The organism is Microlunatus sp. GCM10028923 (assembly GCF_042666975.1).
In the GTDB taxonomy this organism is placed as follows: domain Bacteria; phylum Actinomycetota; class Actinomycetes; order Propionibacteriales; family Propionibacteriaceae; genus Microlunatus.
In genome coordinates, this window is record NZ_JBHTFF010000008.1 from 1 (window position 1) to 22,695 (window position 22,695).

Here is a 22,695-nt window from a genome sequence, read left to right on the forward strand (position 1 = left end):
GACCGTCAAACCAGACCGAATCCCGGACCAAAACACCCGACGCACCTCGCCCGGCACAGTCGGCCGACCAATACGAGCCATCCCACACCTCCACGAACAGGTGTTGCGATCAGCGCGTGATTGGAAGCCCCGATCCGCGGGTCTTAGCGTCCACTCGGCGTAGTCCGAACCTGCCCGGGCGGAGATCTTGCGGTCAACGGGGGCGCCGGCTCGGCGGGCCTCACTCGGAGATCGCGAATCGCCGGTCTTGGCAAGCCCGCCTCCGATCGATTCAGGGCATCACCGGCGCTGCGCATCCTCGATCTCGCGCCCATCGCGCCCACTCGCCCGCAACGCCCAACCTCGACGCGCATCATCTCTCCGCCCGGCCCGGCCACCTAGGGCTCAGCGTTGCCACCGAAGCGCCGGCCCGGCCACGTAGCGCTCGGCGTTACCGCTCACCCGTTCGGCATCGCCCAACCTTCGACCTTGCGGCCCGTGCCCGCGCCGCGGCCCCCACGTAGCGCTCGGCATCCCGCCCACCCGCAGACTTCGCCCACGTGACGGGATCCCCTGCCCCGCGGCGAGGACTGGCCTCGACCGCACCGCCGCCCCACCTGCCTGTGGCACTGGATTGCATCTCAACGACCCCATACCGCCGATTTCGGGCCCGGCACGGACGTCGCGATGCAATTCTGTGCCACTCGCGCTGACCACCGGTCTCGCCCACCGACAATCCGCTCCACGCCTGCGCCTTCAACCCCGGGCCTCGCGATGTTGCGACCCAGCTCGGCGCCGCGGCCTGAAGACACAGCCTTCGGAATTGCGGCTCACCCATGGTCGCGGCTCCGTTCGCCCGACTACGCAGATCCGACGGCATGCGCTTCTCCGCACAGGTCGCCGCCGAGCTGAACGTCAGCTCCCAGGCCGGCGACACCGTCCTCGATCACGCCTACTCCCCGAGCACCCCGTTCTGGGCGACCACCGTGCGAGCGGCACTGGATTGCATCTCAACGACCCCGCACCGCCGATATCGGGCCCCGGCACGGACGCGCGATGCAATTCTGTGCCACTCGCTCTGACCACCGGCCTCGCCCGCCGACAATCCTCTCCACGCCTGCGCCTTCAACCCCGGGCCTCGCGATCTTGCGACCCGCCTCAGCGCCGCGACCTGAAGACGTAATGTTCGGCCTTGCGCCCACCCATGGTCGCGGTTCCGCTCGCCCGTCTACACAGATCCGACGGCGTGCACTTCTCCGCACAGGTCGCCGATCGCTACCGAGCCGAACGTCGCGGAACCTCCTCGACTACAGCTGTTCCCCGAGGACTCAGCTCCGGGCGACCAACCCGCGAGTGGCACTGGATTGCATCGCAACGACCTCGCACCACCGATCTCGGGCCCGGCGCGGACGTTGCGATGCAATTCTGTGCCACTCGCACTATCCACCCGGCTCGCCCGACCCGCAGGACCCGCCGGCCCCAATGCCCTCGCCGATTCGCGACATGATCAACACGCCTGCTCAGGCGATCCCGCGGCAGCGTGCCGAGTTAGATCAGGTGCGGGAGGGGTCGGCGGGGAAGACGCCGAGCATCTTGACGTCGGTGGAGAAGAAGGCCAGCTCCTCCAGGGCTCGCTTCACGCCGATGTCGTCGGGATGCCCGTCGACCTCGGCCAGGAACTGGGTGGCGCCGCTGAAGGAGCCGTCCACCATGTAGCTCTCCAGCTTGGTCATGTTCACGCCGTTGGTCGCGAAGCCGCCGAGCGCCTTGTAGAGGGCGGCGGGCAGGTTGCGGACGTTGAAGATGAACGAGGTGACCACCGGGCCGTTGCCGGCCGGTGCCTTGATGAAGTCGCGGGAGAGTACGACGAACCGGGTGGTGTTGTGATCTTCGTCCTCGACGTCCTCGGCCAGGATCTCCAGGCCGTAGATCTCGGCGGCGAGCGGCGGAGAGATGGCGGCCTGGGTCGGGTCGGCGGCCTCGGCGACCTCGCGCGCGGCGCCGGCGGTGTCACCGGAGATGATCGGTCGCAGCCCCAGCCTGCGGATGATCTTGCGGCACTGGCCGAGGGCGTGGACGTGACTGTGCGCGGTGGTGATCGTATCCAGCGACGCTCCCGGTACCCCCATCAGGTGGAACCGGATCCGCAGGAAGTGCTCGCCGATGATGTGCAGTCCGGACTGCGGCAGGAAGTGGTGGATGTCGGCGACCCGACCGGCGATCGAATTGTCGATCGGGATCATGGCGAGGTCGATCTCGCCACTCTCGACGACCGCGAAGACGTCCTCGAAGGACGCGCAGGGCACGGCCTCCGAGTCGGGGTAGTGCTCCTTGCAGACCAGGTGCGAGTTCGCACCCGGCTCCCCCTGGTACGCGATTCGTGGGCGGGTCACCGCCGCATCTTAGTGTCCGGTCACTGCCTCCCGCTCAGGACGCGGTGCCGGTGAGATCGTCCGAGCGGCCGGCCTCGATCCGGGACCACTGGGAGGTCGGCCGTTCGCCGGTACGGAACTGCTGCCCCGCCTCCGCGAACGGCTGCGGCCAACCCGCCGGCGAGTCCTCCCAGCTCTCCTGGCGTCCGTACACCGTGAGATCGAGCAGGTGGTAGCTGTTCGCGCCGGCCTCGGTGCCGCGGCCGGTGGACCAGTAGGTCTGGAACACCCGGTCGCCGTCGCGCAGGTAGCTGGCGTAACCGCCGAAGCCCTGATCGCCGAGCAGCGCCTGCTCGGCGTCGCGGGCCGAGTACCAGGGCATGGTCCAGCCCATGAATTCCTTGTAGCGCGAGCTTTCCGGGTAGCTGCCCTGGCAGAAGGTCGCGTACGTGACGTCGCGGCTGTGCAGGTACGACAGCTCCAGGGCATGGCTGGTGAAGAAGGTGCAGCCCTCGCACTGTTCCGGGGCCGGGTGGCCGTGGTGCCACATGTGGAAGTAGACCAGCAACTGCCGGCGTCCCTCGAAGGTGTCGATCAAGGGCACCGGGCCGTTCTCGCCGATCAGTTCGATCCGCGGGTCGATCTCGATCATCGGCAGCCGGCGCCGGGCGGCGGCGATCGCGTCGCCCTCCCGGGTGTGCGCCTTCTCCCGGACCTGCAGGCGGTCCAGTTCGGCCTGCCAGGTGGCGCGGTCGACGATCTCGGGCAATGGGTGAGTGTTTTCGTCCATGAGGGATCGACTCGCCCGCCGCCCGAAACTCATCGGTCGGGATGGGTGCGAACACCGGGTCCGCGCCGACGCCCGGCCAGGAAGACCACACCCGCCGTCAGACTCAGCAGGCCGCAGCAACCGAGCGCCACGGTGGTTCCGAACCATTGCACCAGGGCGCCCGCGAGCAGGCCGGAGACCAGGGAGCCCGCAGTGGCCGCATTCGAGAACAGCGCCGTGGTGGCACCGACCGTGCCCTTGCCGAGCGACTGGAAGTACTGCAGGCCGGCGGTGCCGATCACCGCGATCGCACCGCCCCGGGCAAGCTGGGCCAACAGCAAGGCGGTGATCCCCTGGGCGACGACCGTGATCACGAAGTAGCCGGCGAACAACAGGAATCCGGACAAGATCAACATCGGTAGCGGGACCCGCGGCAGCAACCACACCAGCACCAACGCCGCGACGATCTCCACGACCGCGCAGGCGCTGAACAGCAGGCCGACTTCACCCTCGGGCCGGTGCAGATCCTCCGTGACGTAGAGCGGCAGGGCGATCGACCCGGCGAACATCGCGCAATGGACCAAGATCATGCTGGCTGTCGCGGTGCCGATCATCCGGCGGTTCGACGGCGCCGAGGAGGCCGTACGCGAGACCGCTCGGCCCGGCCTCGACTCCGACTCCGTCTCGGCGGAACGTTGGCCGACCTTCCCGGGCGACGGCACGGCGAGCAGGACAGCCGCCGTCAGCAGCAGCGCGATCGCCGATGCGCGGAACAGCCCGGTATACCCGCCGACCAGAAGCAGGGCCGCGGCGACGATCGGCCCGACCGCCCAGGCCAGAGACCAGCCCGACCGCAGGATCGGGGCGGCGCGCCGGCGTACCGAGTCGGCGAAGATCACCGCGGCCAGGGCGAACAGCTGTGGATAGCCGGCGCCGACCGCGCCGACCAGCGTCAATCCCACCAGCAACAAGGCGACGAAGTGCGGGACCTGTGGCATCAGGGCATACCCGACGGCACCGGCCACACAGGCGACGGCCAGAAACCCCCGCGTCGGCGCGCGATCGAACCGGCGGCCGAAGTAGGCACTGGCGGCGATGCCACCCAACGAGATCACCGAGGACAGCACCCCGACCTGGACCGGCATCAGCCCGGCCGGACCGGTAGCGAACAGGACCAGATAGCTGCCGGTCATCGAGTCCGCGAGACCCAGCAACGCGACCGCGGCAAGCATGGGCACCATCCCGCGCCACCCTGCTGCTCGTACCAACACTGTTCACACCGCTCAATCCGACCCGCGTGCACCCCGGGCCACTCGGGCCGCGTAGGCACGCTTCATCTTGAGGTGGTTGCCGCAGCCGGCCATGGAGCACCAACGGCGGGACTGGTTGCGCGAACTGTCGTAGTACGCCCAGCGGCAGGTGGTCCGGTCACACACCTTGAGCCTGGCCCAGGTGCGTTCTTCCTTGGCCTGCCGGATCGCCTCGAGCAGGCCGACCAGCGCGGGATCGAGGGCGCCGTCGCCGGCCGGCAGCATCCGGTAGCCGTCCGCGCCGAACTCCAGTCGGACCGGCAGCTCGGCCAGGATCTCGTTGCCGGCGGCGATCGCAGCCTCGTCCACCGCGTGCCCACCATGCCCGAGCAGGATCGACCGCAGCCCTTCCCGTACCGTCGTGGCCGCCGCGAGCTCGGCGGCACCGAGTCGTGTCCGCGCAGGCAGCAACCCGCGGCCGGCGAACCAGTCCCGCAGCGCGGCGGGCGTCGCCAACGTCTCGTCGTCGACCTGCGGCTCGTAGCTGTTGACGAAGTCGCGGATCAGCAGCACCGCGGCCGGCACCGACTCGGGAGAATCCACCACCACCTCCTGGTTCACACCACCATAACCGTTTGACTGGTGTGCCGTTCGTGAATCACACTACACCAGTAAAAGCCTTTCACTGGTGTAGGCAGGCAGGAGGACGGCATGACGACGCTCCGCGAGGTCGCCCGGCACGCCGGGGTGTCGACCAAGACCGCCTCCAACGCGATCAACGGGTACGCCCGCGTGAGCCCTCGACTGCGGCACCGCGTGCTCGCCGCGGTCGAGGAACTCGGTTACCGGCCGAACCAGATCGCCCGGGCGCTGCGCGGCGGCCGGGGCGACCTGCTGACGCTCGTCGTACCGGCGGGTGGCGACGAACGGGTGATCACCCTGGCCCGGAAGTTGATCATGGCTGCGGAGAGTGTCGGCTGCGAGATCGTCACCGATCACCGCGACGCCACGGACCGGAGCTGCCTGTTGATCTTGGCCACCGAGCCGGAACTCAGCAGGCCTTCTCCCACTCCGACTCGCAGGACTGCTTGACCGGCGCCTTGACCCGGGTCGCCGCGACCGGTGCCTGGTCGGTCCACGAGGCGAGGGTCACCCCCACCGCGTCCTCGATCGCGCGCACGCTGGAGAGCTGGTTGTTGCTGATCATGGAGAAGACCAGCTTGCGGCCGTCCTTGGTGGTCACGTAGCCGGACAGGGCCGAGACCCCGGTGAGCGTTCCGGTCTTGCCGCGCAGGTTGCCGGCGGCCGGGGTATCCAGCATCCGGGTACGCAGAGTGCCGCCGATCAGGCGTTCCGGTTTCCCCGCGATCGGCAGGCCGTCGTACCACTGCGGCCACCAGGGCTCCCGCTGCGCGGCGATCAGCACGTCGGTGATCGCGTCGGCGGTCAGGTTCGTCTTGCGGGTGAGGCCGGAGCCGTCCGAGATCCGGAGCCGGTCGACCTCCACGCCGACGACTTGGGCGTAGCTGGAGACGACGCCCAACCCGGCCGGCCAACTGCCGTCGGCCTCGGCGACCGCGCCCATCGTCTTGATCAACGTCTCGGCGTGGATGTTGTTCGAGAGCTTGAGGAACGGCGTCATCAGTTCGCCGACCGTCATCGACTTGTCCTCGGCCAGTCGCCGCGCCTTCGCCGGCGTGGTCGCGGCCGTGATCTTGCCGTCGACCTCGATCCCCTCGGCTTCGAGGGCCAGCCGGAACACGTCCGCCGCATAGAATTCCGGCTCCCAGACCGTGATCAAGGACTGATCGGTCCCGGCGTCCAGCGGCAGCGAGCCGGACACCCGGACGACGTTGCCGCCGTGCTCCCGCTCGACGTTCAGCGTGGACTCGGATCCGGCCGCACCGGTGGTCGCGGTGTTGACGATCTTGATCAGCCGGTTGGCCGGGACCAGCCCGACCCGGACCGGTGCTCCGGCCGAGGCACCGGGCCGGCTCTCGACGATCGCGGTCCCGGTGTCGTAGTCGTCGTTCGGGGCCAGGGTCAGTGCGGAGATCTGGGCGGCGTAGTAGGCCTGTTCGTCGTCCCAGGCCCAACTGTCGCCGAGCCGTACCTGATCGAAGTACGAGTCGTCGGCGACAAGATCACCGTCGACGTGGCGGACGCCGGCCGCCCGGAGCTGCTCGGCGAGCGCCTGGTAGTCGGCCTCGCGGGCCGTCGGGTCGCCGTACCCCTTGAGGTAAAGATCACCGCGCAGCGTTCCGCCGCGCAGCGGCGCGGTGGCCAGCACGTCGGTGTGGAAGCGGAAGTCCGGGCCGAGGACCTCCATCGCCGCGGTGGAGGTGAACAGCTTCGTGTTCGACGCGGGCAGCATCCGCTGTCCCCCGTTCCGGTCGTACAGGGTCTCGCCGGTCGCCGCGTCCCGGACCAGCAGCGCGACCTGCGACCCGTCGTAGACCGGATCGGCCAGCAACGCGTCCAGGCGTTCCGACAACGGCGTCCCCGGCTCGGCCGTCGACGGGCCGGCGGACTGGGTGATCACCAGTCCGACCATGATCACCGCAGCGATCGCGAGCAGGATCCCGCGCCCGGACACCCTCTGCCACACCATCACGAGCTCTCCTTCGAGTTCCGACGAACGTCTCCCGCGAGACTAGTGTCCGGCGCGGGCTCGAAGGTTCCCGACGCTCAGCGGCGACCCTGGATCGCCAGCGCCTCTTCGTACTCGTGCCGGATCGCGTCGCCGCCGGACTTGCGCCAGTCGGCGACGGCCTGGTCCCAGCTGGAGAGGTCGGCGCGGCCGAGCTGGATGTCCTTCGTGGTCGCGTCCATCCGCGAGTCCAAGATCTTTCCCTTGGTCGACTGGGTCGGCGAGTAGGTCCCGTACACCGGCTTCGTCGCGGCCGTCGGCAGGATGGCCTTGAGATGGTTGTACGCCACGTCGACCGCCTCGGGGTGGCCCGGGAAGTAGACCGGATAGCCGCCGTCAGCGAGGTACTGGATCGGGAACTCGCCCAGGCAGACCTCACTGCCGCCGGCCTCGGTCAGCACCGGATCCGTTCCGTTCAAGGTGTAGTGACGCTCGGGCAGGCCGAACTTGCGGAACAGGTATTCCTGGGTGCCGAACGGTGCCGCCATCCAGTTGAGCACCCGAAGCATCAGCTTGGTCCGCTCCGGTGAGCCGGGCTTGATCGTCGCGATCGAGTTGTTCGGCGAGCCGAGCAGGAACCGGCCGATCTTGCCGGCGCGGTCGCGGACCAGGGGCAGGGTGATCGCGAAGCCCTCGACCGTGTTGCGCCGATAGAAGCTCTGGATCGAGGAGTACGTGTCCTGGGTCATCACCGCCGAGCCCTGGCTGAACCAGACCTTCTGATTCTGCTTGGAGATCCCGTCGGGATGGATCAGCCCGTCGGCCTGCAGCTTGGCCGTGATGCCGAGCATCTCCTTGTGTTCTTCGGTTTCCCGGCTGTGCACCAGGCGGCCGTCGCGGACCTCCCAGTCGTTGGGCAGTCCGAGCATCGAGCTCAGGGCGGCGGTCGGCGGGACGGCGAAGGCCCAGCGGTTCTTCCGCTCGTCGGTGACCGCGACGGCGGCCTTGATCAACTCGTCCAGGTCGGGCGAGGTGAGGTCGACGCCGAACTGGTCCAGCAGATCCTGCCGGGCCAGCAACAGGTTGGACGACATCACCCCGCGCTGGATCGGCACGGCCCGGATGCCGCCGGAATAGACGCAGCCGCGCCAGGACTCCGTGGACAGGTTGGCCAGGAACGGATACTCGAGGATCGCGTCACCGGACAGGTGCTCGGTCAGATCCTGGGCCCGCGCCTCGAGGAACTGCGGCAGGTACGCGAACCCACCGTCGACGTTGAACATGTCGCCCAGCGTGTCGCCGGCCACCGCGGTGGCGAACTTGCTGCCCCAGTCGCTCGCCGACGTGATGCTCAACCGCAGCGGCGATCCGAGCCGTTTGTTGAGCTCCTGCCAGTACGGGTTGCGGTCGGCCGTCGGCGGGATCGGGTTGGACGTCTGCACGGTGCCGGTGATCTCGCTGCCGTCGCCCGGGACGCCCTGCGTCACCTGCACCGGGTCCGCCGGGAAGCGGTAGAAGCAGTCCGGCATCAGTTCGTGGGTGAGCGGCAGGTCCGGCTTCGGCCCGTCGAAACGCTGGAAGGTCGGCAACGCGACCGGACGGTTGAGAGCCGCGATGTCGGTCGACCTCGTCACGGTCGCGCAGCCGCTCAATCCGGCCAGACCGGCCGCCGCGGCGGCCGAGCCGCCGAGAAGAGCTCGTCTGCTGATCATGGTCATCCCTTCACCGCCCCGGTCAGCATGCCCTTGGCGAAGTGTCGCTGCAGGAACGGATAAACGATCAAGATCGGCACCAGGGAGATCACCAGGATCGCCATCTGGATCGACTCCTGGGGCGGCAGCTGGTCCGCCGCCGCTCCGCCGAGATCGCCACTGCTGAGCTCGGTGTTGTTGATCACGTACGTCCGCAGCACCAACTGCAGCGGCCACTTCGCGGTGTCACTGATGTAGAGCAGCGCGCTGAAGAAGGCGTTCCAGTAGCCGACCGCGTAGAACAGGCCGATCACCGCGAGCACCGCCCGGGACAGCGGCAGGATGATCGACCAGAAGATCCGGAAGTCACCGGCCCCGTCGATCCGGGCCGAGTCGACGACCTCGTCCGGGATGCCCATGAAGAACGAGCGCAGGATGATCACGTTGAAGCCGCTGATCGCGGTCGGCAGGATCAGCGCCCAGAGCGAGTCCAGCAGGCCGAACTGCTTCACCACCAGATAGTTCGGGATCAGCCCGGGGCTGAACAGCAGGCTGAACAGGACGATCATCAGGATCGGCCGCTGACCGAAGGAACCCGGCCGGCTGAGCGCGTACGCCAGCATGGTCGAGCCGGCCAGGCTGATCAGCGTGCCGCCGACGGTGATCAAGAAGCTGACCAGCAGCGCCTGCAGCACCACGCCGCCGTTGAAGATCGTCCGGTACGCGTCGAGGTGGACGCCGTCCGGCCACAGCACGAAGCCGCCGGAGTTGGTCACGTGCTCCTGGCTGGCGATGCTGGTGGAGATCACCCCGATGAACGGAATGATCACCAGCAGGCAGGCGAGCACCAGCACGATGCCCTTGATCACCCGGACCGGGACGCCCGGTGCGTCGAGCTGTCGGGGCCGGCGCTTCGATCGCGGCGGGGCGGGTGTGGTCTGTGTGGTCGTCATGACTTCTGGTACACCCCTGCCTCGCCGAACACGTGCGCGATCTTGTTGGCGCCGAGCACCAGCGCGACCCCGACCAGGCCCTTGACCAGGCCGACCGCGGCCGACACTCCCCACTGGCCGGCCAGGACGCCGTTGTTGTAGACGTACGTGTCCAACACCTCACTCGCCGGTCTGCCGACGAAACCCTGTTGCAGGACGATCTGCTCGAAGCCCACGGTCAGGGAGTCACCGAGCCGCAAGATCAACAGCAGGATGATCAGACCGCGGATCCCGGGCAGCGTGACGTGCCACAACTGGCGCCAGCGCGACGCCCCGTCGACCCGGGCCGCCTCGTACAGGGCGGGATCGATCTGAGTCAGCGCGGCCAGGAACAAGATCGTCCCCCACCCGGTGTCCTTCCAGATCACCTGGCTGGTGAGCAGGGCGATGAAGGTGTCCGGGTTGCCCAGGAAGTCGATCGTCTCCAGCCCCTGGGACCGGAAGATGTTGTTGATCAGGCCACTGCCGCCGAGGATCTGCTGGAAGATCGCGATCACGATCACCCAGGACAGGAAGTGCGGCAGGTAGAGCACCGACTGGACGATCCGCTTGATCCGCTCCGAGAGCAGGCTGTTCAGCAGCAGGGCCAGCGCGATCGGCGCCGGGAAGACGAACGCCACCTGGACCAGGGTGATCACGAGCGTGTTCCGCAGCGCATTGAGGAACTCGAGATCGCCGTTGAAGATCACCGAGAAGTTGTCCAGGCCCACCCACGGGCTGCGCCCGAGCGGGACGAACGGCAGGTACTCCTGGAACGCGATCAGATTGCCGAACAGCGGCAGGTAGTGGAAGGCCAGCAGCAGGCCGAGTCCCGGGATCGCCATCAACAGCAGGACCTTGTCCCGGCGGGCCCGCTCCCACCAGGAGAGCCGCCGCTCGGGCGAGCGTTTCGGTGTCGGGGAGGATCGGGCCACGGCTCCGGCGTCCCCGACCTCGATGGTGTCGGTTCCGCCGGATCCCGGGGGGATCGTCCGGTCGGTTCGGGCCACGCGCAGCTCCCCGCATCCTCGTCGACTACTTTTCCGCCGCACAGCCTGCAACACCGGTGCAACCTCTGGCAACCGTTTGCACCGAGTTTGTCAAACGTTTTGGAATTTCCTAGCCTGTTAGGGAGAACACCCCGGATACCGGTTTCACAGACTGGGTTCCCGGGGCATCGCCGCGTGGAGTCGCCGGCGTCACAGATTGAGCAGCGGACCCGCCAGCGGCAGCAGCCCGGAGCCGCGGAGCGGGGCCAACGGATCGGCCGCATCGACGGCGGTCCGGTAGCCGCCCGGCGGCAGGCCATACGCCTCCCGGAACCGGCGCGAGAAGTGGTACGGGTTCGTGTAGCCGACCAGCCGGGCGATCTCGGCGAGCCCGGCATTGCTGCGCTGCAGCGCGACGGCACCGCGGGCCAACCGGATCAGTTCGAAGGCGCGGGCCGGGCCGGTGCCGTAGCTGTCCCGGAAGACCCGGTGCAGGTGGCCGGCGGAGATCCTCACCGCCGCGGCCAGCTCCTCGATCGGCACGATCCGCATCCCGTCGGTGGCCCACACCTCCCGGACGTGATCGACGGCCGCGGCCACGGGGGCCGGCGGCGCCGGACCGGCGTCGGCCATCGGCCCGGTGACGTACAGGTCGACCAGCAGGGTGATCAACTCGTCGCTGCGCCGCTGCGCCGCCTCCGTGCCGAGCCCGGCCAGCTCGAGCAGGTAGTCGCAGATCCCGCCGAGGATCGGGGCGGCGAGCAGGTCCCGCACCATCGGCCACTGGCCGATCGGCGGCAGCGGCCCGGGGTCGGTGATCATGAAGTGGACGTACGCGTGCCGGGACATGCGATGCCGGTCCCAGTGCAGCGCGTCCCGGGTGCCGGGCGTGACGAGCACCAGCTGACCGGGCCGCAGCGGCGTACTGCCGGACTCGATCGAGCCGTCCGGCCGAGGTCGGGTCCAGATATGCCGGGCCGACCCTGCGAGCAGCCAGACGAACTCGTAGCTGATCAGGGTTCGGGGCCCGAACTGGTCTCCCGGCAGATAGTCGGCGACCAGCACGGCCGTCGCCGGCTCCAGCCCGATCGCTCCGGATGTCACGATCAGATATTAGTTCGTGGCAATCCGCCATTGGCCGGACGGGGTTGGTCCGGGCACCCTGTTGATCATGTCCACCTTGACCAACACCGCCTTGATCAGCACCCGCAGGCCGGAGCTGCGGCTGTTCGACACGGCGGATGCCGAGTTCGCCGCCCACTTCGCCGAGAACGGCTTCGCCCTGCTGGCCGACGGTCTGTCCCGCGACGAGGTCGCCGCGGTGAACGACGACACGCTGCGGCTCTGCCGGGGCGACTTCGGCGAGATCCTCGGCGGCTGGCGCGACAGCGACGACCCGAACAGCGCACCGCCCGAGTTCGCCGCGATGAGCGACGAGGACGTGCTGCGGGCGTTCCTCTGCATCCACTACCCGCACAAGGCGTCGCCGGCCGCCCTGGCCGCGCTCACCGCGCCGCGGATCGTGGACGCGCTGGTCTCGGTGATCGGGCCGAACGTCAAGGCGATGCAGTCGATGCTGTTCGTGAAGTCCGAGGGCAAGCCCGGCCAGGCCTGGCACCAGGACGAGTTCTTCATCCCGACCCGGGACCGTTCGCTGACCGCGGCCTGGATCGCCCTCGACGACGCCACGATCGAGAACGGCTGTCTCTGGGTGCTGCCCGGCTCGCACCGGCGCGGCGTGATCTACCCGTCCAAGGAGCAGAACGACCCGCGGTTCGACTGCACCGGCGAGGCCTACGCCTTCCCGTACTCCGACGAGGACGCGGTCCCGGTGGAGATCCCGGCCGGCACCGCGTTGATCTTCAACGGCTACCTGCTGCACCGGTCGCTGGAGAACTCGGGCAAGCACGGCTACCGGCGGGCGCTGGCGAACCACTACATGAGCGCCGAGTCGCTGCTGCCCTGGCGGCCGCCGGTCGCCGGCGAGAGCATGGCTACCGCCGACTTCCGCGACGTGCTGCTGGTGGCCGGCGAGGATCCGTACGCCTACAAGGGGATCACCGAGGTCAACCGGCCGCTGTCCCGCCCGGACAAGGAAGGCGGCTGCGACCGCTGGCCGTCGGCCAAGGAGTCGTCCGAGGAGTAGCCGGCCCAGCGGACCTGCCCCTGCGCCGGGCGGGAAGTTGATCTTGCCGACGTGCGCTCAGCCGAGCGCCTCGGCGAACTGGGCCACCGACGTGGCCGGCCGGCCGGTGACCCGGCTGACCGTGTCGGTGACGGGAATGATCAACCGGCCACTGCGCACCTGATCCAACGCCTCGATCAGGAAGGAGCAATAGTCGCGGGAGAAGCCGCGCTGCGCCATCAAGGCAATGAATTCCTCGTCGTCGGCGTCGGCGAACAGGACCGGGTGACCGAGCGCCGCCGTCAGTGCCTCGCACACCTCGGCGTGCGTGACCGCTGCCGGACCGGTCAGCGGCAGCCTGCCCTGCGGACCGTCCGGCGCCAGCGCAGCCAGCGCGACCTCGGCGATGTCCTGGACGGCGACGAACGGGATCCGCCCGTCGCCGGCCGGCAGCCGCAGTTCGCCATCGCGGACCATCCCGCCGAAGGACCCGACCGAGAAGTTCTCCAGGAACCAGGTCGGGCGGAGAATCGCCCAGTCGACCTCGAGCGCGGCCAGCGCCGCTTCCGCCGCGGCCAACGGGTCGTCGGCCGGCGCGCCCTCGGCGTCGAGCGACGAGAGCAGCACGATCCGCGGAACTCCGGCGGTCGCTGCGGCTCGGAGCAGGTCCGGGGTCCGTTCGGCCGCGCCGGGATGGTTGAACGGGATCAGCACGTACGCCGCGTCGCAGCCGGTGAAGCCAGGAACCCAGGTCGCCTCGTCGTCCCAGTCGAGCCGACACCAGGTGCCGAGGCCGGGCTCCCGCCGGGTCAGGCTGCGGACCTGCCAGCCGCGAGCCGCTGCTCCCTCGGCCACCCGTCGGCCGGTCTTGCCGGTGACGCCGGTGATACCAACCGTGTAGCTCACTGAGGTGCTCCTTCGTCAGTCGTTCGCAGGTCGTCGTGGCCGCGGATCCGGTCGAGGGTCCCGGACCAGTTCTGTTCCAGGGCGGCCGCGGCCACGTCGATCTCACCGGCGGCCAGCGCGGCAACGACCGAGTCGTGCTCCCGGCAGGACTTCTCGCCGGTCATCGAGCCACCGAAGTAGGCCACCTCGATCCGCCGGACCCGTACCTTCAGATCGAGCACGGTCGCGGTCAGTTCCTGATTGTCGGCCGCTTCCAGGATGACGCCGTGGAAGGTGTCGTCGGCCGCCGCGGCAGCGACCGGGTCGGCGTCGGCAAGCGCCCGCTCGAGGTCGCGGTTGGCGGCCCGAAGCCGATCCAGCCGGGCCTCGGTCCAGCTGGGCACCAGGCGGAGCGCCAGGCATTCCAGCGTCCAGATGATCGGGTAGATCCGCGTTGCCGCACCCATGTCGATCGGGGCGACCTTGGTCCACCGATTCGCCTCCGCGATCACCAGTCCCTCGTCCGCGAGCCGCCGCAACGCCTCGCGCACCGGCATCTTGCTGACCTCGAGTTGGTCGGCGATCTCGCCGTCTCGGAGCCGCTCGCCGGGCGGCAGGGTGCCGCCGATGATCGCGCCCTTCAGGACGTCGTACACCGCCTCCCGGAGCAGGTGGGCCGACCGGGACGGCGGTGTCGGTAGCTGGTCCAGAGACGGAAGTGAGGCCATTGACATACCAATATATTACTATACTGTTGTCCGGGTCGCAGCCATTCGCAGCCCGTCCCTCGGGGGAACGCCTGCCCGACTCAGCCAGGTGAACCATGCCTCATCGACGTCTCGCCACCCTCCTCGGCGCCTCGCTCCTGCTCAGCCTGTTCGCGTGCAGCGCCGGGACCACCTCCGGCCCCACGATCACCTTCATGTCCGGTGGCGGCGCCTACGGCGACGCACTCGGCGAGGCGTTCCTGGATCCGTACCAGCAGGAGTCGGGGGTCACCATCGTCGATGACCCGAACCTCAGCTACGCCAAGATCCAGACCCAGGTCGAGGCCAAGCAGGTCAGCACCGATGTCGTGCCGGCCGAGGGTTACTGGTCCGTGCAGCAGTGCGGCAAGCTGCTCCAACCACTGAACACCGAGCTGGTCGATCTCAGCGGAGTCGATCCCAAGCTGATCCAGGACGAATGCGGGGCCCCGCTGCTCACGTACTCGACGGCGATCTACTACAACACGAAGACCTACGGCGAGGACGGTCCGGACACCTGCGCCGCGTTCTTCGATACGAAGACCTATCCCGGGAAGCGTTCGGTGCGGTCTTCGGCACTACCCAACCCGCTGATCGAATGCGCACTGCTGGCGGACGGCGTCGCGCCGGACAAGCTCTATCCGATCGATCTGGACCGGGCGTTCGCCAAGATCGCGACGATCAAGGACGATCTGGTCTTCTGGGAGGCAGGTTCGGACTCGGAGACCCAGATGGCCAGCGGCGAGGTCGACCTGATCATGGCCTGGAACGGCCGCGCCTACGCGGCCGTTGCCGATCAGGATGCGCCCTTCGCCGGCGGAGGCGGGGAGTCGTTGTTGATCTACGACGCGCTGGTGGTGCCGGTCGGCGTGGCGAATCCGGACGAGGTGATGAAGTTGATCAACTTCATGATGAAGCCGGAGCACCAGGCCACCCTGACCACCCTGATCCCCTACTCGCCGTCGGTCGGGAACGCCGAGCTGTCCGACGTTCCGGAAGACCTGAAGCCGTTCCTGCCGCAGACGAATCCGGAGATGGCTGCCGGCTCGATCGTCCAAGATCAACAGTGGTGGGCCGAGAACGCGGACGCCGTCGCCGAGCGCTGGCAGTCCGAGCTGGTGGGATGACCGCGGCCGCGATCGCCGGCGGCGCGCCGACCCGCCGCCGCGGCACCGTCCTGCTGCTGCTCGCGGCGCCGGTCACCCTGCTGGTGCTGATCGTCGGATTCCCGTTGGTCGACCTGCTGCGGCAGAGTGTCGCCGGTCCGTCCGGCTGGAGCGTGTACGTCGAGCTGGCCCGGTCCGACGTCGTGCGGGCCGTCCTCGGCCGGACCCTGACCACGGCGGCCCTGGTCAGCCTGGTCTGTCTGCTCCTCGGCTATCCGTACGCCTACCTGATGACGCTTGCCGGCAAGGGACTGCGGGCCCTGCTGCTCGTGTTGATCTTGCTGCCGTTCTGGACCAGCTTCACCATCCGCACGCTGGCCTGGGTCGTCCTGCTCCAGGATCAGGGCTTGATCAACGACGCCCTGGCCGCGGTCGGACTGCCCCGGCTGCCGCTGATCCGCAACACCACGGGCGTGGTGATCGGGATGGCCCACGTCCTCCTCCCGTACGCGGTGCTGCCGCTCTACGCGGTCATGCAGCGGATCGACCGGCGGCTGGTCGACGCGGCGTCGAGCTGCGGGGCCTCCCGGCGCGCCGCCTGGTTCCAGGTCTATCTGCCGCTGTCACTGCCCGGCGTCGCCGCCGCCGCGGTGCTGGTGTTCATCCTGTCCCTCGGCTTCTTCATCACCCCGCAGCTCCTCGGCTCGTCGCGCAACGCCCTGCTGTCGCAGCTGATCTACACCAACGTCACCCGGCTGGGCGACACCACGACCGCAGCGGCGCTCGGCATGGTCCTGCTCGGCATCACTCTCGTCCTCATGATCATGTTCGGACTGCTGGCCCGGGTCCTCTCCCGCAGTGGCAGCCGGATCGGCGGTGTCCTGTGACCCGTACTCGGTGGCCGCTGCTCGTCTTCGGCCTGCTGGTCGGTCTGTGGCTCTTTCTGCCCACCCTGGTGATCGTCCCCGTCGCGTTCAATCCGCGGCGCAGCCTCGCCGTGTCCCTGTCCGACTGGTCACCGCAGTGGTTCCGGGAGTTCTTCACCGATCCGCGCTGGCTGCAGGCCTTGATCAACTCGCTGATCATCGCCGGTCAGGCGTCCGTGCTGGCGACGGTCCTCGGCACCGCGGCGGCGTTCGCCCTGCAGCGGCTGCGCGGACTGTCTCGACGCCTGGTCGACGGCCTGCTCACGGCCCCGGTGATCATTCCGGTCATCCTGCTCGGCATCGGTGTCTACTTCTCCTTCCTGCGTTGGGGTCTCGCCGGCACCACGGCCGGACTGGTGCTCGCCCACGCCGTGACCGCGATCCCGCTGGTCGCGCAGCCGGTTTCGGCCGCGCTCAGTCGGCACGACCGCAACCTGGACCGGGCCGCGGAAAGCCTCGGCGCGTCACTGCCCGCCCGGGTTGTCCAGGTGACGCTGCCGGTGATCGCCCCCGGGGTGCTCGCCGGTGCCTTGTTCGCGTTCGTCTGGTCGTTCGACGAGGTGGTGATGGCCGTCTTCCTGACCTCACCGCGACTCCAGACGCTCCCCGTACTGATGTTCAACTCCGTCACTCAGAACGTCGACCCGACGGTGGCAGCCGCGGCGGTGCTGGTCCTCACCGGCAGCACGCTCGTGGTCGCCCTGGCCCTCGCGGTGTCACGGAAAGGAGCCTCTCGTGGCTGAATCAACGACCGTCGCGCCCCCGGCCGGCGTCGAGCTCGGACTGACCGGAATCACCCGTCGCTTCGGTACGTTCACGGCGGTCGACGGCATCGACCTCCTGGTGCGTCCGGGCGAGTTCATGACCCTCCTCGGCCCCTCCGGGTCCGGCAAGACAACCACGCTGAACATGATCGCCGGCTTCCTGCAACCCGATCGCGGCACGATCGACTTCGACGGCCGCGATGTCAGCCGGATACCGGCCAACCGCCGCAACATCGGCATGGTGTTCCAGAACTACGCCCTCTTCCCGACCATGTCCGTCCGCGACAACGTCGGCTATCCGTTGCGGCAGCGCCGGATCCGCGGCGCCGCCCGCCGGACCGAGGTGGACGCCGCGTTGGCGATGGTCGAGTTGGAGCAGCTGGCCGAGCGCCGGCCCGCAGAGCTCAGCGGCGGGCAGCAGCAGCGCGTGGCGCTCGCCCGCGCCCTCGTTCACCGGCCGCCGCTGCTGCTGATGGACGAGCCGCTGGGCGCCCTCGACCGGAGGCTGCGGGACTCGCTGCAGACCGAGATCGCCCGGATCCACCGGCAGATCGGCACCACGGTGATCTACGTGACCCACGACCAGGATGAGGCGCTCTGTCTGTCCGACCGGATCGCGGTGTTCCGGAACGGACGGATCGATCAGGTCGGGACGCCGGACGACGTGTACGAGCGCCCGCGGACGTCGTTCGTCGCCGGGTTCGTTGGTGACTCCAACGTGTTCGACGGCCCGGTGACAGGCCGGAATTCGATCACTCTCGCGTGTGGCCGGGAGGTCCGGGCGACCAGCAGCCCCAGCGGGACCGGATCCGCGACCATGATCGTCCGACCAGAGCGGATGCGGGTCATCGACGCCGACGGGACGGCCCCGATCGCCGGAGCGAACGTGCTGGAGGCGACCGTCGCCGCCGAGCGTTACCTCGGTGCGACCAGGCTGGTCACCCTGGAACGCACCGGCGGCCGGCCGCTGCTGGTGCGGGAGAATGCGTGGGTCGATCCCGCCCGGCCCCGGGGCGCGCGGGTCCAGGTCTGCTGGTCGCCGGACGACGGTGTCTGGGTCGATGATCATCAGCCGGCCGACGCGGCGGCGGCGTGATGCGTACCTTGATCACCGGGGCCACCGGGGCGCCGCGACCGGACCAGGTGCCCGAGGGCGTACTGGAGTTGCATCGGGCGATCGCCGGCTATCGGAGCACCCCGCTGGTGTCACTGCCCGCGTTGGCCGACGCATGGGGCGCCGGTCAGCTGGTGGCGAAACTCGAGACCGATCGCTGGGGCCTGCCGTCGTTCAAGGTGGTCGGCACCACCTGGGCGGTCGTCGAGGCGTTGCGGAACCTGCTGCCGGCCGACTGGACTCCGGCCGCCGGGCTGGCCGGGCTGCGCGGACGGCTCCCCCGGGTGACGCTGATCGCCGCCAGCGAGGGCAACCACGGCGAGGCGCTGGCGTTCGTCGCCCGGCTGCTCGGATTGCCCTGCCGGATCTACGTCTCGGGCGAGGTCGCCGACGGTGTGGTGGCCAGGATCCGTGCCCAGCAAGCGGACATCGCACACGTCGCCGGAACCTATGACGACGCCGTTGCCGCCTCCTCGGCCGCTGCCTCAGCCGAAGCGATCCTGGTATCGGACACGTCCTGGCCGGGCTACGAGCGCATCCCGCGGGCGGTCGCCCACGGCTACTCCACGATCCTGCGCGAGGTTCAGACCCAGCTGGCTGAGACCACCCGTCCGGATCCGGACCTGGTCATCGTGCCGGTCGGAGTCGGCGCCCTCGCTTCGGCCGTCGTTGATCATTTCGCGGCCCGATCCGCCCCTCGGCCGCAGATCGTCGGCGTCGAACCCTGCGCCGCCGCATGCGTGACGGCCTCGCTCGCGGCCGACCGGCCGATCTCGGTGCCTGGTCCGCTGGCATCGTCCCTGTCCGGGCTCAATTGCGGCACCCCGTCGCTGATCGCCTGGCCGGCCCTGCGCGGCGGTCTCGCCGGCACCGTCACGCTCGACGACACCGAGGCCGGCCACGGGGCCAAGATCGCCGAACGAGAGGGCCTCCGGGTCGGGCCCTGCTCGGGCGGGGTCCTGGCCGCCGCTCACCTTCTGCTCGGCGGACCCGACGGTGCGGCCCACCGCACGCTACTCGGACTCGGCGAACGGCCGTCGGTGTTACTGATCCTCAGCGACGGCCGGCCCGATCCCGATCATCGAAAGGAGCCCGGCCGTGATTGATCATGCTGCCGGCAGTCTCGCCCCACCCGGCCTGGCCGGCGATCTCCCCGGCCGCCACGCCCGGCTGCGGGAAGGGCTCGCGGCTCGCGACCTGACCTGGCTGCTGGCCGTACGGGACGAGAGCGTCAGCTATCTCAGCGGGTACGTCAGCACGACGTTCCGGATGCACAGCCGGCCGGTGGTCGCCCTGCTCGGCCCCGACGCCCTGCACGTGATCGCCGCCGAGACCGAGGTGGACTCGGTCCGGCTGCGGGTGCCAGGGGTGGTGGCGCACTCGTACGTCGAGATGGATCCACCCGTCGACGGACTGCCGGACGGCCACCTGCAGTTCGCGCCGCACGCCGCCCGGGTGATCGCCGAGTTGATCAACGGCACGCCCGGCCGGGTCGGCGTCGACGGGCTCGACGCCGCCTGGCCGCCGGTCGGTCAGCTGACCCGGCTGATGCCGCGGCTGGCCGCCGAGACCGTCGACGCGTCGGAGCTGGTCTGGCAGTGCCGGACGTACAAGTCGGCCTGGGAGTTGGACCGGATGCAGCACTCGGCGGAGATCCTCCGGCAGGTGTTCGACGTGATGCCGGACCGGATCCGGCCCGGCATGACCGAACGGGAGATCTCCCGGGCCTTCTCGATCGCGCAACTCGAGTTCGGAGCCCACGAGGTCGGCCCGCACGGCTCGGTGGGGCGCATGCACCATGGGCTCTTCGGCGGCCCGACCGACGCGGTCTGGCAGCGGGACGACCTCCTCTACCTGGACGGGGCCCCGATCGTGGATGGCTACTGGGCCGACTTCTGCCGGACCTATGCTGCGCGGCCGGTGACGCCGACCGAGCGGGCCGGTTACGCGCGGGCCAGGGCCGGGCTGGAGGCTGCCGTACCCATGATCAAGGCGGGGGTCGCGGCATCGGGGGTCGGGGCGGCGATCCAGTCGGCCATGCGCACCGACCCGGCCGAGGTTGGGTTCGGCCGGTTCGGGCACGGAATCGGGCTGCACGTCCCGGAACCGCCGTCACTCCATCCGGACGACCCGACCGAGTTCGTCCTGGGCAGCACACTCTGCGTCGAGCCCACCGTCCAGCACGGCGGGATCAACTACGTGGTGGAGGAGACGTACCAGGTCACCGACGTCGGGCTGACCCCGATCTCCCCGGCGGCACCGCCAGGGATCATCCAGCTGTGAGCCGGGACGAGATCGCCGAACTCGTCGGCCGATTCGAGCCGAGGGTACGAGAGCTCCGGCGACAGCTGCACCGCCGGCCGGAGCTCGCCTTCGCCGAGCATGCCACCGCTGCGCTGATCGCGGCAGAGCTCAGCGACCTCGCCGTTGATCATCAGTCCGGGGTGGCCGGAACTGGCGTGGTCGCGCGGCTGGACGGGGACCGGCCGGGGCCGACACTGCTGCTCCGGGCCGACCTCGACGCGCTGCCGGTCCAGGAGGCCGACGACGGGCGGGCGGTGCGTTCCGAGGTGCCGGGGGTGATGCATGCCTGTGGCCACGACGGGCACGTCGCGGTGCTGCTCGGCGTCCTCCGGGTGCTGGCCACGACGTCCTGGCCGGGCCGCGTGATCGGGGTGTTCCAGCCCGCCGAGGAGACCGATGAGGGTGCCGCCGCGGTGATCGCGACCGGGCTCACCGCCGGTGCCGACGCAGCCCTCGGCCTACATCTCGACACCACCCTGCCGACGGGCGTGGTCGGTGTCAGCGCCGGGGTGCAATGGGCCCGCTGTGAACAGTTCCAGATTGAGGTCGGCGGCGAAGCCGGGCATGCCGGCTTCGGCACCGCGGTGGACGCGGTCGCGGTTGCCGCCGAGTGCGTACTGACCATCGAGCGGCTGGCCCGGGACTGGCCGCCCGGCGACCACGCCTCGGTCACCGTCGTCCGGGCCGCCGAGGCGCCCAATGTCACCCCGGAACGGGTGACCCTGCAGGGCACGTTGCGCACGCTGCGCCCGGATTCCTATGCGGGTCAGGCCGCTGCCGTCGAGCAGGAGTTCGCGGCGATCGGAACCCGGCGCGGGGCGACGATCGGCGTCAGCTGGGGGCCAAGTTGCCCGGCGCTGCGCTGCGACCCTGCGATCAGCGAGGAGGTCCGGGCAGCGGCGGCCGAGAGCACCCGGGTCGCCGAAGTCCGAGCGGGGATCCCGACCACCGGGTGCGACGACTTCGCGCGCTATCTCGAGGCCGCCCCTGGTTGCTACTTCCGCGTCGGCGCGGCACCGGCGACCGGTCCGGTGGCGCACCACCATCCGCGATTCGACCTCGCCGAGGAGTCACTGTCCGTGGCGGTGGAGGTACTGGCCCGGTCCGCGTTCCGGGTGCTGAACCGGCGGTCCGGATGACCGTCGTCCTGATCAGCACCGGCGGCACCATCGCCTCCCGGAGCGCTCCCGGAGGCGGGCACCGCCCCGCCGACGACGCGACCCAGTTGCTCGCCGGCCTGCAGCGCCCGGGGTTCACCGTCGAACAGGTCTCGCTCCTGCGGGCCAGTTCGTTCGCCCTCGGGCACGCCGAGCTGCGCACCGTGGTTGCCGCCGTCCGGGACGCGTTGGAGAACGCGACGGTGGCCGGTGTCGTGATCACCCACGGCACCGACACGCTCGAGGAGACCGCGGCTCTGCTCGCGGTGACCCACGACGACCCCCGTCCAGTCGTCCTGACCGGAGCCCAGCGAGCCGCCGACGACCCTGCGCCCGACGGCCCGGCCAATCTCGAGGCAGCCCTCGCTCTGGCCGCCGATCCGGGAGCCCGGGAACGCGGGGTGTTGGTGGCGATGGGCGGCCAGGTGTTGCCTGCCTGGGGGCTGGCGAAGGCCCACACGACGGCCCCGCACGCCTTCGCCTCAACGTTCACCGCGCCGCGGACGGCGTTCGCACCACCCCGGCTGCCGCCGCCGGACGAGGCCTTCGACACGGTTGACGTTCCGATGGTCTCGGCGCACGTCGGTGCTGACGGTTGGCTGATCGATGCCGCCGTCGAGCGTGGCGCGGCCGGGATCGTCCTGATCGGGACAGGACTCGGTAACGGGAACCCGGCACTCTGCGCCGCAGTCGCCCGAGCCGTCGGCCGCGATGTTCCGGTCGGCATCTCGAGCCGGGTCTGGCGTGGTCCCCTGAAGCCCGTGTACGGAAACGGCGGCGGCTTCGACCTGGTCGCCGCCGGCGGGATCCTGCTGCCCGGAGTGCCGGCGAGCCAGGCCCGGGTGGTGATCGGTCTCCTGCTGGCCGGGCAACGCCCCCAGGTCCGCCGCGACCGGCTCCGTGATCATGCTGCCCGCTGGCCCGTCGACCCCTGAGCCTCGCTGCCGGATCGAGCCG

At 69.7% G+C, this 22,695-nt stretch carries 21 protein-coding genes; 10 read left to right on the forward strand and 11 right to left on the reverse strand.

Annotated elements, in window-relative coordinates; translation table 11 throughout:
- Positions 1-1,532: 1,532 nt before the first annotated feature.
- The 4 genes from ACFQU4_RS20050 to ACFQU4_RS20065 are packed head-to-tail and all read right to left on the reverse strand — an operon-like array spanning position 1,533 to position 4,973.
- Positions 1,533-2,372: a prephenate dehydratase gene (locus ACFQU4_RS20050; protein WP_377495174.1), complete on the reverse strand. Its 840-nt coding sequence runs from the start codon at positions 2,370-2,372 to the stop codon at positions 1,533-1,535.
- Positions 2,373-2,406: 34 nt separating this feature from the next.
- Positions 2,407-3,120, reverse strand: a complete 714-nt coding sequence (locus ACFQU4_RS20055) for a DUF899 family protein (protein ID WP_377495176.1) — start codon at positions 3,118-3,120, stop codon at positions 2,407-2,409.
- 50 nt (positions 3,121-3,170) lie between these two features.
- The gene (locus tag ACFQU4_RS20060) at positions 3,171-4,361 is read right to left on the reverse strand and encodes an MFS transporter (RefSeq protein ID WP_377495179.1); all 1,191 of its coding nucleotides are present in this window, start codon (positions 4,359-4,361) and stop codon (positions 3,171-3,173) included.
- Positions 4,362-4,403: 42 nt separating this feature from the next.
- Complete coding sequence (locus tag ACFQU4_RS20065) at positions 4,404-4,973, reverse strand: CGNR zinc finger domain-containing protein (RefSeq protein ID WP_377495181.1); 570 nt, start codon at positions 4,971-4,973, stop codon at positions 4,404-4,406.
- A 108-nt stretch (positions 4,974-5,081) separates the two neighbouring features.
- Between ACFQU4_RS20065 and ACFQU4_RS20070 the strand changes: the two genes are divergently transcribed.
- The gene (locus tag ACFQU4_RS20070) at positions 5,082-5,462 is read left to right on the forward strand and encodes a LacI family DNA-binding transcriptional regulator (RefSeq protein WP_377495183.1); all 381 of its coding nucleotides are present in this window, start codon (positions 5,082-5,084) and stop codon (positions 5,460-5,462) included.
- On the opposite strand, the gene dacB is transcribed toward ACFQU4_RS20070, so the two are convergent.
- From dacB to ACFQU4_RS20095, 5 genes are all read right to left on the reverse strand, one after another.
- Positions 5,422-6,981, reverse strand: a complete 1,560-nt coding sequence (gene dacB, locus ACFQU4_RS20075; protein WP_377495185.1) for a D-alanyl-D-alanine carboxypeptidase/D-alanyl-D-alanine-endopeptidase — start codon at positions 6,979-6,981, stop codon at positions 5,422-5,424. The two genes, ACFQU4_RS20070 and dacB, sit on opposite strands and share 41 nt — an antisense overlap.
- Before the next feature lie 77 nt (positions 6,982-7,058).
- Positions 7,059-8,672, reverse strand: a complete 1,614-nt coding sequence (locus ACFQU4_RS20080; protein WP_377495187.1) for a hypothetical protein — start codon at positions 8,670-8,672, stop codon at positions 7,059-7,061.
- A gap of 2 nt (positions 8,673-8,674) precedes the next feature.
- Positions 8,675-9,604: a carbohydrate ABC transporter permease gene (locus ACFQU4_RS20085; RefSeq protein ID WP_377495189.1), complete on the reverse strand. Its 930-nt coding sequence runs from the start codon at positions 9,602-9,604 to the stop codon at positions 8,675-8,677.
- A complete protein-coding gene (locus ACFQU4_RS20090; protein WP_377495191.1) occupies positions 9,601-10,632 on the reverse strand; it encodes an ABC transporter permease in 1,032 nt (343 codons plus the stop codon). The genes ACFQU4_RS20085 and ACFQU4_RS20090 overlap by 4 nt, the downstream gene beginning before the upstream one ends.
- Before the next feature lie 189 nt (positions 10,633-10,821).
- Positions 10,822-11,715 (reverse strand): helix-turn-helix transcriptional regulator, encoded by an 894-nt coding sequence (locus ACFQU4_RS20095; RefSeq protein WP_377495193.1) that lies wholly within the window; start codon positions 11,713-11,715, stop codon positions 10,822-10,824.
- 67 nt (positions 11,716-11,782) lie between these two features.
- Here ACFQU4_RS20095 and ACFQU4_RS20100 point away from each other — a divergent pair, with 67 nt between their 5' ends.
- Positions 11,783-12,757: a phytanoyl-CoA dioxygenase family protein gene (locus ACFQU4_RS20100; RefSeq protein WP_377495195.1), complete on the forward strand. Its 975-nt coding sequence runs from the start codon at positions 11,783-11,785 to the stop codon at positions 12,755-12,757.
- A gap of 57 nt (positions 12,758-12,814) precedes the next feature.
- Here ACFQU4_RS20100 and ACFQU4_RS20105 read toward each other — a convergent pair whose 3' ends face one another.
- Positions 12,815-13,642 carry an NAD(P)H-binding protein gene (locus ACFQU4_RS20105; RefSeq protein WP_377495197.1) on the reverse strand — a complete coding sequence of 276 codons (828 nt, stop codon included), beginning with the start codon at positions 13,640-13,642 and terminating at the stop codon, positions 12,815-12,817.
- Complete coding sequence (locus ACFQU4_RS20110) at positions 13,639-14,355, reverse strand: GntR family transcriptional regulator (protein WP_377495200.1); 717 nt, start codon at positions 14,353-14,355, stop codon at positions 13,639-13,641. The genes ACFQU4_RS20105 and ACFQU4_RS20110 overlap by 4 nt, the downstream gene beginning before the upstream one ends.
- Before the next feature lie 89 nt (positions 14,356-14,444).
- On the opposite strand from ACFQU4_RS20110, the gene ACFQU4_RS20115 reads away from it, so the two are divergent.
- From ACFQU4_RS20115 to ACFQU4_RS20150, 8 genes are read left to right on the forward strand one after another with little or no spacing between them, the layout of a single operon-like run.
- On the forward strand, positions 14,445-15,494 hold the full coding sequence (locus tag ACFQU4_RS20115) for an extracellular solute-binding protein (protein ID WP_377495202.1): 1,050 nt from the start codon (positions 14,445-14,447) through the stop codon (positions 15,492-15,494).
- The gene (locus ACFQU4_RS20120; RefSeq protein ID WP_377495204.1) at positions 15,491-16,360 is read left to right on the forward strand and encodes an ABC transporter permease; all 870 of its coding nucleotides are present in this window, start codon (positions 15,491-15,493) and stop codon (positions 16,358-16,360) included. The genes ACFQU4_RS20115 and ACFQU4_RS20120 overlap by 4 nt, the downstream gene beginning before the upstream one ends.
- Positions 16,357-17,142, forward strand: coding sequence for an ABC transporter permease (locus ACFQU4_RS20125; protein WP_377495206.1), 786 nt, complete (start codon positions 16,357-16,359; stop codon positions 17,140-17,142). The genes ACFQU4_RS20120 and ACFQU4_RS20125 overlap by 4 nt, the downstream gene beginning before the upstream one ends.
- Positions 17,135-18,259 carry an ABC transporter ATP-binding protein gene (locus ACFQU4_RS20130; protein WP_377495208.1) on the forward strand — a complete coding sequence of 375 codons (1,125 nt, stop codon included), beginning with the start codon at positions 17,135-17,137 and terminating at the stop codon, positions 18,257-18,259. The genes ACFQU4_RS20125 and ACFQU4_RS20130 overlap by 8 nt, the downstream gene beginning before the upstream one ends.
- Positions 18,259-19,383 (forward strand): pyridoxal-phosphate dependent enzyme, encoded by a 1,125-nt coding sequence (locus ACFQU4_RS20135; protein WP_377495210.1) that lies wholly within the window; start codon positions 18,259-18,261, stop codon positions 19,381-19,383. Before ACFQU4_RS20130 ends, ACFQU4_RS20135 begins: the two co-directional genes overlap by 1 nt.
- Positions 19,376-20,560: a M24 family metallopeptidase gene (locus ACFQU4_RS20140; protein WP_377495212.1), complete on the forward strand. Its 1,185-nt coding sequence runs from the start codon at positions 19,376-19,378 to the stop codon at positions 20,558-20,560. The genes ACFQU4_RS20135 and ACFQU4_RS20140 overlap by 8 nt, the downstream gene beginning before the upstream one ends.
- Positions 20,557-21,720, forward strand: coding sequence for a M20 family metallopeptidase (locus tag ACFQU4_RS20145; protein WP_377495215.1), 1,164 nt, complete (start codon positions 20,557-20,559; stop codon positions 21,718-21,720). Before ACFQU4_RS20140 ends, ACFQU4_RS20145 begins: the two co-directional genes overlap by 4 nt.
- Positions 21,717-22,673: an asparaginase gene (locus tag ACFQU4_RS20150; RefSeq protein ID WP_377495217.1), complete on the forward strand. Its 957-nt coding sequence runs from the start codon at positions 21,717-21,719 to the stop codon at positions 22,671-22,673. Before ACFQU4_RS20145 ends, ACFQU4_RS20150 begins: the two co-directional genes overlap by 4 nt.
- The last annotated feature ends 22 nt before the right edge of the window (positions 22,674-22,695 follow it).

Coding starts and splice junctions, on each gene's coding strand:
- ACFQU4_RS20060 (WP_377495179.1), bottom strand. CDS start 4,361: ATGGTGCCCATGCTTGCCGCGGTCGCGTTGCTGGGTCTCGCGGACTCG.
- ACFQU4_RS20070 (WP_377495183.1), top strand. CDS start 5,082: ATGACGACGCTCCGCGAGGTCGCCCGGCACGCCGGGGTGTCGACCAAG.
- dacB (WP_377495185.1), bottom strand. CDS start 6,981: ATGGTGTGGCAGAGGGTGTCCGGGCGCGGGATCCTGCTCGCGATCGCT.
- ACFQU4_RS20080 (WP_377495187.1), bottom strand. CDS start 8,672: ATGATCAGCAGACGAGCTCTTCTCGGCGGCTCGGCCGCCGCGGCGGCC.
- ACFQU4_RS20085 (WP_377495189.1), bottom strand. CDS start 9,604: ATGACGACCACACAGACCACACCCGCCCCGCCGCGATCGAAGCGCCGG.
- ACFQU4_RS20100 (WP_377495195.1), top strand. CDS start 11,783: ATGTCCACCTTGACCAACACCGCCTTGATCAGCACCCGCAGGCCGGAG.
- ACFQU4_RS20110 (WP_377495200.1), bottom strand. CDS start 14,355: ATGTCAATGGCCTCACTTCCGTCTCTGGACCAGCTACCGACACCGCCG.
- ACFQU4_RS20115 (WP_377495202.1), top strand. CDS start 14,445: ATGCCTCATCGACGTCTCGCCACCCTCCTCGGCGCCTCGCTCCTGCTC.
- ACFQU4_RS20120 (WP_377495204.1), top strand. CDS start 15,491: ATGACCGCGGCCGCGATCGCCGGCGGCGCGCCGACCCGCCGCCGCGGC.
- ACFQU4_RS20135 (WP_377495210.1), top strand. CDS start 18,259: ATGCGTACCTTGATCACCGGGGCCACCGGGGCGCCGCGACCGGACCAG.
- ACFQU4_RS20150 (WP_377495217.1), top strand. CDS start 21,717: ATGACCGTCGTCCTGATCAGCACCGGCGGCACCATCGCCTCCCGGAGC.